The organism is Telluria sp. LT1R51-2, assembly GCF_059685775.1.
This window is the reverse complement of the sequence record NZ_JCASIM010000001.1, coordinates 3,279,672-3,294,495: the sequence shown is the minus strand read 5'-3', so window position 1 is coordinate 3,294,495 and position 14,824 is coordinate 3,279,672. Positions and strand designations below refer to the sequence as shown.

At 64.0% G+C, this 14,824-nt stretch carries 9 protein-coding genes; 6 read left to right on the top strand and 3 right to left on the bottom strand.

Features of this window, described 5'->3' with window-relative positions:
- Positions 1-412 precede the first annotated feature (412 nt).
- The 4 genes from AC56LH_RS14560 to AC56LH_RS14545 are packed head-to-tail and all read left to right on the top strand — an operon-like array spanning position 413 to position 5,716.
- Complete coding sequence (locus AC56LH_RS14560) at positions 413-1,420, top strand: adenosine deaminase (protein WP_499647151.1); 1,008 nt, start codon at positions 413-415, stop codon at positions 1,418-1,420.
- A 21-nt stretch (positions 1,421-1,441) separates the two neighbouring features.
- Positions 1,442-3,973 carry an ABC transporter permease gene (locus AC56LH_RS14555; protein WP_499647149.1) on the top strand — a complete coding sequence of 844 codons (2,532 nt, stop codon included), beginning with the start codon at positions 1,442-1,444 and terminating at the stop codon, positions 3,971-3,973.
- Positions 3,974-3,984: 11 nt separating this feature from the next.
- Positions 3,985-4,386, top strand: coding sequence for a group II truncated hemoglobin (locus AC56LH_RS14550; RefSeq protein ID WP_499559678.1), 402 nt, complete (start codon positions 3,985-3,987; stop codon positions 4,384-4,386).
- Positions 4,387-4,390: 4 nt separating this feature from the next.
- Positions 4,391-5,716 (top strand): DNA recombination protein RmuC, encoded by a 1,326-nt coding sequence (locus tag AC56LH_RS14545; protein ID WP_499647147.1) that lies wholly within the window; start codon positions 4,391-4,393, stop codon positions 5,714-5,716.
- Between the two features lie 337 nt (positions 5,717-6,053).
- Here AC56LH_RS14545 and moeA read toward each other — a convergent pair whose 3' ends face one another.
- From moeA to AC56LH_RS14530, 3 genes are all read right to left on the bottom strand, one after another.
- Positions 6,054-7,931: a molybdopterin molybdotransferase MoeA gene (gene moeA / locus AC56LH_RS14540; RefSeq protein WP_499647145.1), complete on the bottom strand. Its 1,878-nt coding sequence runs from the start codon at positions 7,929-7,931 to the stop codon at positions 6,054-6,056.
- A gap of 6 nt (positions 7,932-7,937) precedes the next feature.
- Positions 7,938-9,050 (bottom strand): GTP 3',8-cyclase MoaA, encoded by a 1,113-nt coding sequence (gene moaA / locus AC56LH_RS14535; protein WP_499647143.1) that lies wholly within the window; start codon positions 9,048-9,050, stop codon positions 7,938-7,940.
- Between the two features lie 129 nt (positions 9,051-9,179).
- Positions 9,180-12,356 carry an Rne/Rng family ribonuclease gene (locus AC56LH_RS14530; RefSeq protein ID WP_499647141.1) on the bottom strand — a complete coding sequence of 1,059 codons (3,177 nt, stop codon included), beginning with the start codon at positions 12,354-12,356 and terminating at the stop codon, positions 9,180-9,182.
- A gap of 663 nt (positions 12,357-13,019) precedes the next feature.
- On the opposite strand from AC56LH_RS14530, the gene AC56LH_RS14525 reads away from it, so the two are divergent.
- Both AC56LH_RS14525 and AC56LH_RS14520 read left to right on the top strand, forming a co-directional pair.
- Entirely contained in the window at positions 13,020-14,000 is a 981-nt protein-coding gene (locus AC56LH_RS14525) for an RluA family pseudouridine synthase (RefSeq protein WP_499647139.1), read from the top strand.
- Positions 14,001-14,091: 91 nt separating this feature from the next.
- Entirely contained in the window at positions 14,092-14,751 is a 660-nt protein-coding gene (locus AC56LH_RS14520) for an HAD-IA family hydrolase (protein ID WP_499647137.1), read from the top strand.
- The last annotated feature ends 73 nt before the right edge of the window (positions 14,752-14,824 follow it).

The following is a 14,824-nucleotide window of genomic DNA, read 5'->3' as shown; positions in this document are numbered from 1 at the left end:
GCGTGCGATTGCTTGTTGTCGATCCGAACATATCGAACTGACTGCAGTGTGGAGAGCGTCCTTTTGCGTTACTGAAATTTATTATGTGCCTAATAGTTTCCGAAGTCAAAGTCCTGTTGCACGACATAATGAAGCAGCAACAAGTGTTTGATTTAATGATAAAAAATCGCTTTTCGGCATGCGCCGCCGGCGTGCGCGCATGATGCAGGAACGCGGCCGCAACCCCATGCAGGTTCATGCAAAGCGTATCGAGTTTTCGCCGGCTGTACAACAGGTGACGCGCCCCAATCGCGCACTGCCCAATCATGAACCCACGCTTTTTCGCTATGGCATGAGCCGATTGCACGCATGCGTTACACTTGCCGGTCGCCTCAACGCGACCTTAATCACTGAACACCTGTTGGAGAACACCATGCTAGACGACCGCTTGCGCACCCAGCTGCAGAACATGCCCAAGGCTGAACTGCACATCCATATCGAGGGCTCGCTCGAGCCAGAACTGATTTTTGCTCTGGCACAAAGAAACAACGTCCAGCTGGCCTATGCCTCGGTCGAAGCGTTGCGCGATGCCTACGCTTTCAGCGATCTGCAGTCGTTCCTCGACATTTATTATGCAGGCGCCAGCGTCCTGCTGACCGAGCAGGACTTTTATGACATGACCGCCGCCTACCTGGCGCGTGCCCATGCCGACAATGTCCGCCACACCGAAATCTTCTTCGATCCGCAAACGCACACCGCGCGCGGCGTGCCGTTCGAGACCGTCATCAACGGCATCTGGCGCGCCTGCCAGGATGCGCCGCTGAGCGCTGAACTGATCATGTGCTTCCTGCGCCACCTGTCGGAAGACGACGCGATCGCCACGCTGGACGAGTCGCTGCCGTACCGCGACAAGTTCATCGGCGTGGGCCTGGATTCGTCCGAAGTCGGCCATCCGCCCGAGAAGTTCGCGCGTGTGTTCGAGCGCGCCCGCAATCTGGGCCTGCGCCTGGTCGCGCATGCCGGCGAAGAAGGCCCGCCGGCCTATATCGAAAGCGCGCTCGACGTGCTCAAGGTCGAGCGTATCGACCATGGCGTGCGCAGTCTGGAAAGCCCGGCGCTGGTCGAGCGCCTGGTGCGCGAGCAGATGGCGCTGACCGTGTGCCCGCTGTCGAACATCAAGCTGCGCGTGTTCGACGTGATGGGTTCGCACAATCTGCGCACCTTGCTCGACGCCGGGCTGGCCGTCACGGTCAACTCGGACGATCCGGCCTATTTCGGCGGCTACATCAACGAGAACTACTTTGCTGCCTTTGACGCCTTGCCGCTGGATGCGACGCACGCACAGCAACTGGCGCGCAACAGCTTCCAGGCCGCCTTCATCGACCCGGAGCGCAAGCGCGCCTTCCTGGCCGAAGTCGACGACTTCTTCGCCAACGCCTGACCTTAACCACGGAGCGACGCCATGTTCGTCCAGGCACTTCGCATGACGGCGCGCGACTGGCGCGCCGGTGAACTGCGCTTCCTGCTGGTGGCGCTGATCGTCGCCGTGGCGGCGCTCACGTCGGTCGGCTTCTTCACTGACCGCATGCGCGCCGGCATGGACCGCGACGCGCACCAGCTGCTGGGCGCCGACCTGCTGGTCAAGACCGATGACCCGGTGCCCCAGGCCTGGCGCGACGAAGCGGCGCGGCGCGGCCTGCTGCTGGCCGACACCGTGACTTTCCCGAGCATGGCGCAGGCAGGCGAGGGCGACGATTCGCTGGCGCAGCTCTCGTCGATCAAGGCCGTGTCAACAAGCTATCCGCTGCGCGGCCAGATGAAGATCACGACCGATCCGGTCGCGGCCAGCGGCGCGCGCGGCGAGCCGACACGCGCCGTGCCGGCGCCCGGTACCGTGTGGGTCGACCCTGGCCTGCTCGCGCAGCTGTCGACGCAGGTGGGCGGCATGCTCACGCTGGGCAACAGCCAGTTGCGCATCACCCAGCTGATCGCCACCGAGCCCGATAAAGGCGCGTCGTTCGCGAACTTCGCGCCGCGCGTGATGCTGTCAATGGCCGATCTGAAGGCCACGGGCCTGGTGGACGATTTCGCGCGCGTGGACTTCCGGCTGCAGATTGCCTCGACCAACCGCAACGACCTGGCGGCCATCAAGGCCTATGAAACCTGGCTGCGCGCGCAGATCAACGACGGCAACCTGAAGGGCGTGCGTATCGAGACGCTCGAAAACGGGCGCCCGGAAATGCGCGCGACGCTTGATCGCGCGGGCTTGTTCCTGTCGCTCGTGGGCCTGCTGTCGGCAATGCTGGCGGCGGTGGCCGTGGCGATGGCGGCGCGCCGCTTCATGAGCCGCCACCTGGATGCCTGCGCGATGCTGCGCTGCCTGGGCCTGACCCAGAACCAGGTCACTGTCATGTACGTGACCGAGTTTGCCCTCGTCGGCTTGCTGGGCAGCGTGCTCGGCGTGCTGGTGGGCTTCGGGGCGCACTTCGTGCTGCTCGAACTGATCGCATCGCTGATCCGCACCGAGCTGCCGCCGGTGTCGATCCTGCCGGCGCTGCAGGGTGTGGCCACGGGCATGCTGCTGCTGGTGGGCTTTGCGCTGCCGCCGATTCTGCAATTGCGCAATGTGCCGCACAACCGCGTGATCCGGCGCGAAGCCGGCGCGCCGCAACCGGCCGCGCTGGCGACCTATGGCCTGGGCGTGGGCGCGTTTGTCCTGCTGCTCTACTGGCAGGCGCGCGACCTGACGCTGGCGCTGATCACGGCCGGCGGCTTCCTCGGCGGCTTCGCCGTATTCGCGCTCGTGGCCTGGCTGGGCCTCAAACTGCTGCGCCGCATGCGCAACCTGTTCCCGCAGCAGGCCTGGCGCTTTGCCGTCACGTCGCTGCAGCGCCGGCCCGGCGCCACGGTCGTGCAGGTGGTCTCGCTATCGCTGGGCCTGATGGCGCTGCTGCTCCTGACCGTCGTGCGGGGTGACCTGATGGCGGCCTGGCAGTCGGCCACGCCGGCCGATGCGCCGAACCGCTTCGTGATCAACATCCTGCCCGAGCAGACGAAGGGCGTCGAAGGCCAGCTGCAGGCGGCTGGCGTGAAGGAGCCGGTGCTGTTCCCGATGATCCGTGGTCGCCTCACGGCGATCAACGGCGCCGCCATCAAGAGCGACACCTTCGCCGATGGCGAGGCGCGCCGCCTGGCCAACCGCGAATTCAACCTGTCGACGACCAACGCGCTGCCGGAGGGGAATGAGGTGGTCGAGGGTGCCTGGTTCAGGGACGCCCCCAGCCTGGCCGAAGCGTCGGTCGAAAAAAGCATCATGGACCGCCTTGGCCTGAAGCTGGGCGACAGCCTGCGCTTCGACATGGCAGGACTGATGGTGGACGCGAAGATCACCAGCGTGCGCAAGCTCGAATGGGGCTCGATGCGCGCCAACTTCTTCGTCATCATCAATCCGGCCGCGATGGCCAATGCGCCCACGACCTACATGACGGCGTTCCACGTGCCGGCCGAAGGCGCGAACCTGGGCAATGCGCTTACGCGCGCCTATCCGAACCTGACCGTGGTCGACGTCTCGGGCATCATCCGCCAGCTGCAGGACGTGCTGGACCAGGTGGTGGTCGCGGTCGAGTTCCTGTTCCTGTTCACGCTGGCCTCGGGCGTGCTGGTGCTGTATGCGGCGTTGATGGGTTCGACCTCCGAGCGCACGCGTGAAGGGGGCCTGCTGCGGGCGCTGGGCGCAACGCGCCAGCAACTGGCGCGGGCGCAGCGGATCGAGTTCGTGCTGGTGGGTGGGCTGTCGGGCCTTCTCGCCGCGACGGGCGCTGCGGCGCTGGGCTGGGCGCTGGCGACGTACCAATTCAAGTTCCCGTGGACGTTCGCGCCAGGCGTGTGGCTCGCGGGCCTGGTGGTGGGCATCCTGTGCGCGATCGTTGGTGGCTGGTTTGGCCTGCGCGGCGTGCTGCGTCAGCCGCCGCTGCAGACCTTGCGGGAGGCGTGAGCATGCAGGATATGCAAGATATGCAAGCCGACACGCCAACGCTGTACGAGATCATGGGCGGCGCCGAGCGCCTGCGCGCGCTGGTCGATCGTTTCTATGACCTGATGCAGCTCGAGCCGGAGTTCGCCAACATCCACGTGATGCACCCGGTGCCCAACGACAGCTCGCGCGACAAGCTGTTCATGTTCTTGTCCGGGTGGATGGGCGGCCCGGACCTGTATATCGAACGCTATGGCCATCCGCGCCTGCGTGCGCGCCACCTGCCGTATGCAATCGGCACCAAGGAGCGCGACGCGTGGCTGCGCGCGATGGCGTGGGCGATGGAAGACCTGGGCTACGACGAGGCGCTGCGGGTGCGCCTGCTGACGTCGTTCTTCGAGACCGCCGACTGGATGCGCAACAAGGCCGATTGACACGATGACGACAGCAGAAATCCTGATCCTGGTGGGCCTCGCGCTCATCATCGCGTTGCTGGTGCTGGTCTTGCTGCGCCTGCGCGGCAGCGGGGATGGCAACGGCGCGCACATCGAACGGCTCGAGCGCGAGCTGCGCCAGGAGCTGCAGGCCAGTGCGCAATCGACGCGCCAGGAGACCGCCGGCCACCTGGCCCAGTATCACAACGCCTTGGTCCAGCAATTTGACAGCATGCGTCAGCAGATGCAGCTGCAATCGAGCAGCGGGCGCGAAGAGCAGGCGCGCGCGCTCAAGCGCTTTGCCGACACGCTGCAGCAAACGCTGGGCAATCTCACCGAATCGAACGCCCAGCGCATGCTCGAAGTGCGCAACACGCTCGAGTCGAAGATCCGCGACCTGCAGGCGGACAACGGCAAGCGCCTGGAAGAGATGCGCCAGACGGTCGACGAAAAGCTGCACGCGACGCTGGAAACGCGACTGACCGAATCGTTCCGCCAGGTGTCCGAGCGGCTGGAAAAAGTCCACCAGGGTCTGGGCGAGATGCAGCAACTTGCCATCGGCGTGGGGGATCTCAAGCGCGTGCTCACGAACGTGAAGACGCGCGGCACGTGGGGCGAGGTGCAGCTGGAGATGCTGCTCGAGCAGGTGTTGACGGTCGAGCAGTATGCGAAGAACGTCGAGACGGTGGCGGGGTCGAACGCGCGGGTAGAGTTTGCGATCAAGCTGCCAGGCACCGTCGAGGGCGGGGCGCCACTGTGGTTGCCGATCGACGCCAAGTTTCCGAAAGAGCAGTACGAACGCTTGCAGGCCGCGGCCGACATTGCGGACGCCGAAGGCGTCATCCGCGCCGGCGCCGAACTGGAGCGGGCGGTGCGGCGCGAGGCCCAGACCATCTGCGACAAATACGTCTCGCCGCCACAGACGACGGATTTCGCGATCCTGTTCCTGCCGACCGAAGGCCTGTACGCCGAAGTGATGCGTCGCCCAGGCCTGGCCGACGACCTGCAGCGCACGCTGCGCGTGACGATCGCCGGCCCGTCGACACTGAGCGCCTTGCTCAACAGCCTGCAGATGGGTTTCCGCACCTTGGCGCTGGAAAAGCGCTCATCCGAAGTGTGGCAGGTGCTGGGCGCCGTCAAAACCGAGTTCACCAAATTCGGCGACGTGCTGGCCGCAACGAAAACGACGCTGGAGCGCGCCGCCAAAAACATCGAAAACGCCGAAGTACGCAGCCGCCAGATGGCCCGCAAGCTCAAATCCGTCGAAGCCCTCCCAACCGAAGCCGCCCAATTACTCTTGGGCTCTGACGGCCTGGAACGCGAAGACTGAAGGCACCCCTACAGTTTCCCAGAGGTCACAAAAACAATTAGGGTCAGAGTAGAATTAATGGGCAATTACCCAATGTTGTCAAACAATTCGACTCTGACCCTAATTGTTTTAGAGGGTTTTCAGCCGCCAAACGCCAAATCCGATTCCGGTCGGAATTCAATTTCCAGAATGAAGCGATTTTGTTGCCAAACTGTTCAAAATTAATTAGGGTCAGAGTCGAATTAATGGGCAATTGTCTAAAGTTGTCAAACAATTCGACTCTGACCCTAATTGTTTTGTAAGGGTCTGGGGGCAAGAATTTGATGGTTGCGGTAGGTGAGGCGCTGTGTCTAGAGGTTTAGAACAGGCCTTCGAAGGGCAGGATGTCGACCATCTCGCCGGCAGCCACGCTGCCTTGCTCGTCGTGCAGTACGACCATGCAGTTGGCTTCGGACATTGAGCGCAGGATGCCTGAGCCTTGGGCGCCGGTGAGGCGCACTTCGGGGGCGCCGTCGGGTCCGCGCGCGACGATGCCGCGCTGGTATTCGGTGCGGCCTGGTTTCTTGCGGATCGCCTCGGGCGAGCGCGCCTGCAGCAGCGGGAGTGGGGCGTTGGCGCCCATCATCTGCAGCAGCGCGTCGCGTGCGAAGAAGTAGAACGACACCATCACCGCGACCGGATTACCCGGCAGGCCGAACAGGAAGGCGCTGCGGCCGTTCGATGCCACGCGCCCGAATGCCAATGGGCGACCTGGGCGCATGCCCACTTTCCAGAACGTCACGTCGCCCAGCTGCGCCATCACCTGTTTGGTGTAGTCGGCCGCGCCGACCGAAACGCCGCCCGACGTGATGATCGCGTCGGCGTTTTCGCAGGCGGTGCGCAGCGCGTCTTCCAGCGCTTCTCGGCTGTCGCGCACGACGCCCATGTCGATGATCTCGCAGCCCAGGCGCTGGAGCATGCCGTAGATCGTGTAGCGGTTGCTGTCATACACGCAGCCTTCGCCCAGCGGCTCGCCGATCGAGCGCAGCTCGTCGCCGGTGGAGAAGAACGCCACGCGCAGGCGTCGTTGCACGGGGATTTCGGCAAAGCCCAGCGACGCGCACAGGCCCAGGTCGGATGGCCGGATGATGCGGCCGGCCTTCAGGGCGGCGCTGCCGGCTTTCAAATCTTCGCCGGCCAGCCGGCGGTTGTCGCCAGCGCGGATGGCGCCGGCGCGCACGGTCATGCCGACGTCGTCGCCGCTGTCGGCAAATTCCTGTGGCAGCACGCTGTCGCAGCCGGCCGGCATTACGCCGCCCGTCATGATGCGCACGCACTCACCGGGACCGGGTACGACCGCGGACGGCTTGCCCGCATACACGATATCGACCACCTTGAACGTTGCCACGTCAGCCTGCGGCAGGTCGGCGCCACGTAGTGCGTAGCCATCCATTGCCGAGTTGTCGTGCGCCGGCACGTTAATCGGCGAGACCAGGTCGCGCGCCAGCACGCGGCCCAGGCTTGCGCGCAGCGCCACCATTTCAACGGCGCGCACCGGCTGGACGAATTCACGGATGATGCGCTGGGCGTCGCGCACCGGCAGTGCTTCCGGATCATAGCCGTTGATGCAGCTGGCCACCTGGGCCAGGCTGGCAGGGAAGGCGGGTTGTTCGAGTCCGCGCAGCTCGTCGAGGGTGTTGATGTTGCGGAAGGCGTCGGCGTCGTCGAACACGACGTCGACCGCGTTTAGCTCGCGCAACCAGCCCTCGACGCTGCGACCGCCGGCCGCAAGATAGGCCGACAAAGAAGCCAGCCGGTCGGCGCGAACCAGGCAGAACACCGGATGCAATTGCACAGGCATGCCGGCGTCATGCGTTGCGGCGTAGGCCGCGTCGGCATCCTGCTCCTGCATCGCCGCGAACAGGCGTGCAGCCAGGTCAAGCGGCAGGAACGGCGAATCACACGGCACGGCCAGCAGATACGGCGTGGCGCAGTGGCGCAAGCCCGTTTCGAGCCCAGCCAGCGGGCCCGGAAAATCCGCCATTTCGTCGGTCAGCACGGGCGCACCAAACACGCGGTAGGTCTCGAGATTACGGTTGGCGCTGATCGCCAGTGGCCCCACCTGCGCCCGCAAACGCGCCAACACGTGCTCTACCATCGTGCTGGAACGGAACGGCCGCAAGCCTTTGTCCACGTTCCCCATACGCGAGCCGCGCCCGCCCGCCAGAACCAATCCGCTGATCAAGCCTGCTTGCATCGTCAATTAGCCACCGATATAGGACATTTCAACCCGGCGTGGCCCGTCCAGCTGGCCCATGCCGGTCTCTGCCGAGCGGGTTTCGGAATAGCGGTCGGCCCGGTCGCGCCACAGTTGCGCGATGGCGCCGCTCAGGGCCAGGTCGTCATGCCCTTCGCGCAGCAGCGCGCGCATATCGTGGCCGCGCGTGGCGAACAGGCAGGTATACAGCTTGCCTTCGGTCGACAGGCGCAGGCGGCTGCAATCGCCGCAAAACGCCTGCGTGACGCTGGAAATCACGCCAATTTCACCGTCGCCATCGAGGTAGCGCCAGCGCGACGCAGTCTCGCCACTGTAATTGGCGGCCACGGGCGCCAGTGGCAGCTCGGCCGAGATGCGGCGTACCACGTCGCCCGACGGCACGACGTCGCGCATGTCCCAGCCGTTCGACGCGCCCACATCCATGAATTCGATGAAGCGCAGGATCGTCGGCGAGCCCTTGAAGTGACGTGCCATCGGCAGGATCTGATCGACGTTGGTGCCACCCTTGACCACCATATTGACCTTGACCGGCCCCAGGCCCACCGCATGCGCGGTATCGATGCCGTGCAGCACATCGGCCACCGAAAAGTCGACGTCGTTCATGCTGCGGAACACGCCGTCGTCGAGCGCGTCGAGCGAGACCGTGACCCGGTCCAGGCCCGAGTCTTTCAGGGCTTGCGCCTTGCGCGCCAGGATCGAGCCGTTGGTCGTCAAGGTGAGGTCGAGCGGGCGGCCGCCGGGTGTAGGAATCGCACGCAGCATGCCCACCAGGCGTTCAAGATTCTTGCGCAGCAGCGGCTCGCCGCCCGTCAGGCGCAGCTTTTCGACGCCGTGTGCAACGAACAGACGCGCCACGCGCGTGATCTCTTCGAATGACAGCAGGTCGCCGTGCGGCAGGTATTGGTAATCCTTGTCGAACACTTCCTTCGGCATGCAATACACGCAGCGGAAATTGCAGCGGTCGGTGACGGAAATGCGCAAGTCGTGCAGCGGCCGGCCAAGCGCGTCGCTCAGCAGACCCGTAGGTGCTTCCGGCACGGCCGGGACCCGCAGCTTCGATGAGCGCAGGTCATTGATAAGGATGATTTTTTCAGCCATTCCAATACGATAGCATGCGCCCGGGAATACTGCCGGGCGCGCTGCTGCATGGAGAGAAGGGATGGGGTCCGGCGTACGTTGTTCCCGCCTGAGCGAGGGGCAACGTACGCCGGATGTACTACTTGGTGCTTACTGACGGCTGGTATCGACCTGCACCAGCGGCTCGTCGACCGGCACGACGACCGGCTTGCGGGCACGGCCGACGCGCACTGGCGTGGCCGCCTGCGCTGCTGCGGCCTGGGCGGCGCGCAGCTTTTCAGGATCGGTCGCGGCCAGTTGCAGACCGGCTTCGGCCAGCATGTCGTCCAGCTTTGGCGCAGGGGTAGCAGCCACTGGCGCAGGCGCCGTGGTTACTTCCGGGGCTGCCACTGGTGCTGGCTCGACCGCCACAGCGGTAACAGGCTCGACAACGGGCGCAGGAGCGACTTCCACCACCGGCGCCTCGACAGGCGCTGGTGCAGGTGCAAGTGCAGGCGCAGCCTCTGCCACGACCGGCTCGGCAGCAACCTGTTCAGCCGCCACCGATGCCGCCGTCGGGAACATGACCGGTTCGGTCGATGCTGGTGCCGAGACTTCCGCCGGCGTCCCCATCGATGCTGCCGTCGGGAAGTTGACTGGCTCGACATTGGCAGGCGCATCCTCGGCCGTCGTTGCCGCCATCGACGCCGACGTCGGGAACATATTGCCTTCGACCGGCGCCGCTTGCTCAACCACCGGCGCCGCTGCTGGTGCTGCAGTTGCAGATTGCGCCGCATGGTCCTTGGCAGTGATCGATGCCGAGGTCGGGAACGGCCATGGCGCCTGGGCCGGCTTGGCTTTGGCGGCGCGCGCTGCTGCGGCGACCTTGGCCACTTCTTCGTCCGCGACCGGCGCGAACGCTGGTGCGTCTTCGTTGCCTTCGCCGCCTTCGCCTTCGATCTGGTCACGATCGCGACGGTTGCGGTTACGGCCACCGCGACGACGACGACGGCGTGGCTCGTCGCCATCCATCTCGACTTCTTCGCCATCCGGGCCGATCGTGGTCACCGATTTGATGACTTGCTGCACGACTTCCTGGCTGCCTTCCGGACCGGTGGTGGTCACGGCAACGGTGGTGTTCGACACCACCTGGCTGACATTGATTTCATCGAGTTTGGCTTCGATGACCTGGGTGGTGCGTTCCGTACGCTCGGTGCGCTCGCGCGGCTGACGTGGCTGGCGCTCTTTACGCTCGCCGCGTTCAGGACGCTCGGCACGTTCCGGACGCTCGGCGCCTTCGGCACGTGGCGCGGCATCGGCCGGATCGCGTGGTTCACGTGGCTCGCGGCCTTCGCGCGGTGGGCGTGGCGGGCGCGGCGGGCGTGGTGGACGCGCTTCGGCGTCCGGGCCCTTGGCCAGCTCTTCGCCCGGTGCGGCGGTCTTGGCAACCGACTCGCGCTCTTCGCGCTCACGGCCTGGCTTGCCAGCTGGACGGCCACCGGTGCGGCCATTCTTGCTGCGGTTGTTGCGGTCGCGCTCTGCCTGCGCAGGGGCGGCGACCGGCACTTCGACCAGCACGGCCGGTGCGGCGCCTGTCGGTTCTGGCTTGCCGAAGAAGAAATTGCGCAGTTTGGCGAAGAAACCTTCTTCTTCCACCGGCGCCGGCACGGGCACCGCCACAGCAGGGGCGACAGCAGGCTTGGCTGGCTTGGCCGCCTCGCTGCGGTCGACCAGCGGCGCAGGCTGGGCCGGGGTGATCGTCTTGACGACGGCTTCCTGGCGCGGCTTGGCTTCTTCTTTCTGGCGTTTCGCGTAGGCCATGTCGGTATCGGCCGACTCGGCCATCGCGTAGCTGGCGTGGGCGTCTTCAAGGCGTGGATCGTCGTGCTTGATGCGCTCGAGCTTGTAATGCGGCGTGTCCAGATGCTTGTTCGGAATCAGGATCACGGTGATGCGGTGGCGATTCTCGATCTTGAGCACTTCGCCACGCTTTTCGTTCAGTAGGAAAGCAGCGACATCGACGGGCACCTGCACGTGGATGGCGGCCGAATTTTCCTTCATCGCCTCTTCCTGGATGATGCGCAGGACTTGCAGGGCCGACGATTCGGTATCACGGATGTGGCCGGTGCCCGAGCAGCGCGGGCAGGTCACGTGGGAGCCTTCGGACAGCGACGGACGCAGGCGCTGGCGCGACAGTTCCATCAGGCCGAAGCGCGAAATCTTGCCCATCTGAACACGGGCGCGGTCATGGTGCAGGGCGTCCTTCAGGCGCTGTTCGACTTCGCGCTGGTTCTTGGCCACTTCCATGTCGATGAAGTCGATCACGATCAGGCCGCCCAGATCGCGCAGGCGCAACTGGCGCGCCACTTCGTCGGCTGCTTCGCAGTTGGTGTTGAAGGCGGTCGTTTCGATGTCCGAACCGCGCGTGGCGCGGGCCGAGTTGACGTCGATCGAGACCAGTGCTTCAGTGTGGTCGATCACGATGGCGCCGCCCGATGGCAGCGGCACGGTGCGCGCGTAGGCGGTTTCGATCTGGTGTTCGATCTGGAAACGCGAGAACAGCGGCACGTCGTCGCTGTAACGCTTCACGCGGTGCGCCATGTCGGGCATCACGTGGCTCATGAACTGCTGCGCCTGCTCATAGATTTCGTCGGTGTCGATCAGTACTTCGCCGATGTCCGGCTGGAAGTAATCGCGGATCGCGCGGATGACGAGCGACGATTCCTGATAGATCAGGAACGCGCCGTTGGACGACTTGCCGGCGCCTTCGATCGCGCGCCACAGTTGCATCAGGTAGTTCAAATCCCACTGCAGTTCTTCGACGTTACGGCCGATGCCCGCAGTGCGGGCGATTACCGACATGCCTTGTGGCAAGTCGAGTTTGTCCATCGTTTCGCGCAGTTCCTGGCGTTCTTCGCCTTCGACACGGCGCGATACACCGCCGCCGCGCGGGTTGTTCGGCATCAGGACGAGGTAGCGGCCGGCCAGCGAAATGAACGAGGTCAGGGCAGCGCCCTTGTTGCCGCGTTCTTCTTTTTCGACCTGGACCATGATTTCCTGGCCTTCGCGCAGCGCTTCCTTGATGGAGCAGTTGCGCACGTCGACACCTTCACGGAAATACGTGCGGGCGACTTCTTTGAAGGGGAGGAAGCCGTGGCGGTCTTCGCCGTAGCTGACGAAGCAGGCTTCGAGGGAGGGTTCGATGCGGGTGATGACACCCTTGTAGATATTCGACTTGCGCTGTTCGCGACCGGCAGTCTCGATATCGATGTCGATCAGCTTCTGGCCATCGACAATAGCGACGCGCAGCTCTTCTTGCTGCGTCGCGTTAAACAACATGCGTTTCATTTTTAGTACTCCGTGACCCGGGGGCCGTGTGAAGGCCGCCCTCGCAGGCGGCGCAGCTACAGGGATGTATGCGGGGACGGGTGACAGGAGGGGGTATGCCCGGGCGTGCGGTACAGCAAAGTAATTTCGCTGCCGCAACGGGGCGCTGTGGGGCCGAACGTCATTGTCTAAACACGCCGCAACTTTTGTTCGTCACCTGCCACCACATTGGGGTTGGCACAGCAACGAACAAGGGAGGGTGTGCCACAGCCAGCCGAACCTGGGCGCAGCAACCATCGACCGGCCTGGAGGCGAAGAGACAGCCTTGCTCAAGCGGTGTGGATGCAGCAGCAGCGGGGTCGGCGAAAACGACAAGCGTTATCGACACCATCAACCGGCAAGCACTTTGTTAAGGATGCTTGCTGGTACTTATCCTTAAGAATCCTGACAATCCAATCCGGCATCATTGCGCGCAATCCGATTACAAATCGGTTGCAACCTTGATTGGCGCAAGGATGTGCGTACACGTTCTTTCCATCGAATTTGCATTTGGCGGGGCCGATGGGGCGTGCCCCAGTGTAAAATTTCATTTTAATTCTTACACCAGCAGAGGTTTGACCGCCGCCTGTCGATTATATATTCAAAATGAAGGACTTAGAGAGAATTTCTGGGAAGACAGACCGAATGGCAATGCAGAACGATAGTGTCCCCCCTTCATCCCCCGCAGCACTGCAAGCGCAGTTCGTGACAATCGACGAAGAAGAAGCTGGCCAGCGCATCGACAACTACCTGTTGCGTGTCTGTAAAGGCGTACCAAAGAGCCACATCTACCGCATCCTTCGCTCCGGCGAAGTCCGTGTCAATAAGGGCCGCATCGACCAGTTGTACCGCCTGGTTGCCGGCGACACCGTCCGCATTCCACCCATCCGCATCGCCGAAAAGTCGGCCGAACACGCAGCCCCCGGCGCTGAATTCGCCGTGGTCTATGAAGACGCGCATCTGCTCGTGATCGACAAGCCGTGCGGCGTGGCAGTGCACGGCGGCTCGGGCGTGTCGTACGGCGTGATCGAACAATTGCGCGCCGCGCGCCCGCAAGCGAAGTTTCTGGAGCTGGTGCACCGGCTCGACCGCGAAACTTCAGGTCTCTTGTTGATCGGCAAGAAACGCAGCGCGCTGACGCACCTGCATGACCAGATGCGCGAAGGCACGACCGACAAGCGTTACTATGCAGCCGTGAAAGGCGACTGGGTCAACAAGCGCCAGCACATCCGCTTGCCGCTGCATAAATACACGAGCGCAGAGGGCGAGAAGCGCGTGCTGGTCCAGGCCGGTGGTCAGGAAGCGCACACGATTTTCAGTTTGTTAAAAAAATGGCACAATTTCGCCTTGCTCGAAGCCGAGCTCAAAACAGGGCGCACGCACCAGATCCGGGTTCACCTGGCCTCGTCGGGCTTCCCGATCCTGGGCGACGAAAAATACGGTGACTTTGCGTTCAACAAGCAATTGCAAAAGGCGACCGACAGCCGTGGCGCGCTCAAGCGCATGTTTTTGCACGCGCACCAGATCACGTTCACGCATCCGGACTCGGGCGAGCGCATGACCTTGCGCGCGCCGATGCCGGCCGAGTGCGAGCGCTTCCTGACCAGTCTGGGCGCCCCGGTGTAACACCGGCTGGCGCCCAGCAACCACATCGCGCAAGTACGACAGCGCACCAATAAAAAACAACAGGGGACCGGCGGCCTGGCCGCCACTAATTATGGCTAGAAAACAATTCGACCTGATCGTCTTCGATTGGGACGGCACCTTGATGGACAGTACTGCCGCCATCGTCAAGTGCATCCAGGCGGCGGCGCGCGACCTGGGCTTGCCGGTGCCCACCGATTCGTCGGCCGCGCACGTCATCGGCCTCGGCCTGGCCGAAGCGATGCAGGCAGTGCTGCCCGATATCCAGCCGGCGCTGTATCCACGCATGGTCGAGCGTTACCGGCACCATTTTCTGACCAAGGACCACCAGCTGGTGCTGTTCAAGGGCGTGCCCGAGATGCTCAGTGCGTTGTCGAACGAGGGCTACTTTTTGGCCGTGGCCACCGGCAAGAGTCGCGTCGGTCTGAACCGCGCGCTCAATGCGACCGGGCTGCTGTCGATTTTTGACGCGACCCGTTGCGCCGATGAGACATTCTCCAAGCCACATCCGGCGATGCTGCAAGAACTGACGCGCGAACTTGGTCAGGATTTGCGCCGCACGGTAATGATCGGCGACACCACGCACGACCTGCAGATGGCCACCAATGCCGGCGCCGCCGGTATCGCGGTCGAGTTCGGCGCCCATCCGGTCAGCCAACTCCACGCGTGCCAACCATTGTTCTCTGCCAAGAACATCCCCGAGCTGCATGACTGGCTGCTCGAGCACGCCTGAAGTCCGGTTTGCCGGGAGCCAGGCGCGGGCCAGCTGCCCGCCCGCGACGTACGGGTGGTCTTGCCGACCGTAC

Coding starts and splice junctions, on each gene's coding strand:
- AC56LH_RS14545 (WP_499647147.1), top strand. CDS start 4,391: ATGACGACAGCAGAAATCCTGATCCTGGTGGGCCTCGCGCTCATCATC.
- AC56LH_RS14530 (WP_499647141.1), bottom strand. CDS start 12,356: ATGAAACGCATGTTGTTTAACGCGACGCAGCAAGAAGAGCTGCGCGTC.
- AC56LH_RS14555 (WP_499647149.1), top strand. CDS start 1,442: ATGTTCGTCCAGGCACTTCGCATGACGGCGCGCGACTGGCGCGCCGGT.
- moaA (WP_499647143.1), bottom strand. CDS start 9,050: ATGGCTGAAAAAATCATCCTTATCAATGACCTGCGCTCATCGAAGCTG.
- AC56LH_RS14520 (WP_499647137.1), top strand. CDS start 14,092: ATGGCTAGAAAACAATTCGACCTGATCGTCTTCGATTGGGACGGCACC.
- moeA (WP_499647145.1), bottom strand. CDS start 7,931: ATGCAAGCAGGCTTGATCAGCGGATTGGTTCTGGCGGGCGGGCGCGGC.
- AC56LH_RS14525 (WP_499647139.1), top strand. CDS start 13,020: ATGGCAATGCAGAACGATAGTGTCCCCCCTTCATCCCCCGCAGCACTG.
- AC56LH_RS14550 (WP_499559678.1), top strand. CDS start 3,985: ATGCAAGATATGCAAGCCGACACGCCAACGCTGTACGAGATCATGGGC.
- AC56LH_RS14560 (WP_499647151.1), top strand. CDS start 413: ATGCTAGACGACCGCTTGCGCACCCAGCTGCAGAACATGCCCAAGGCT.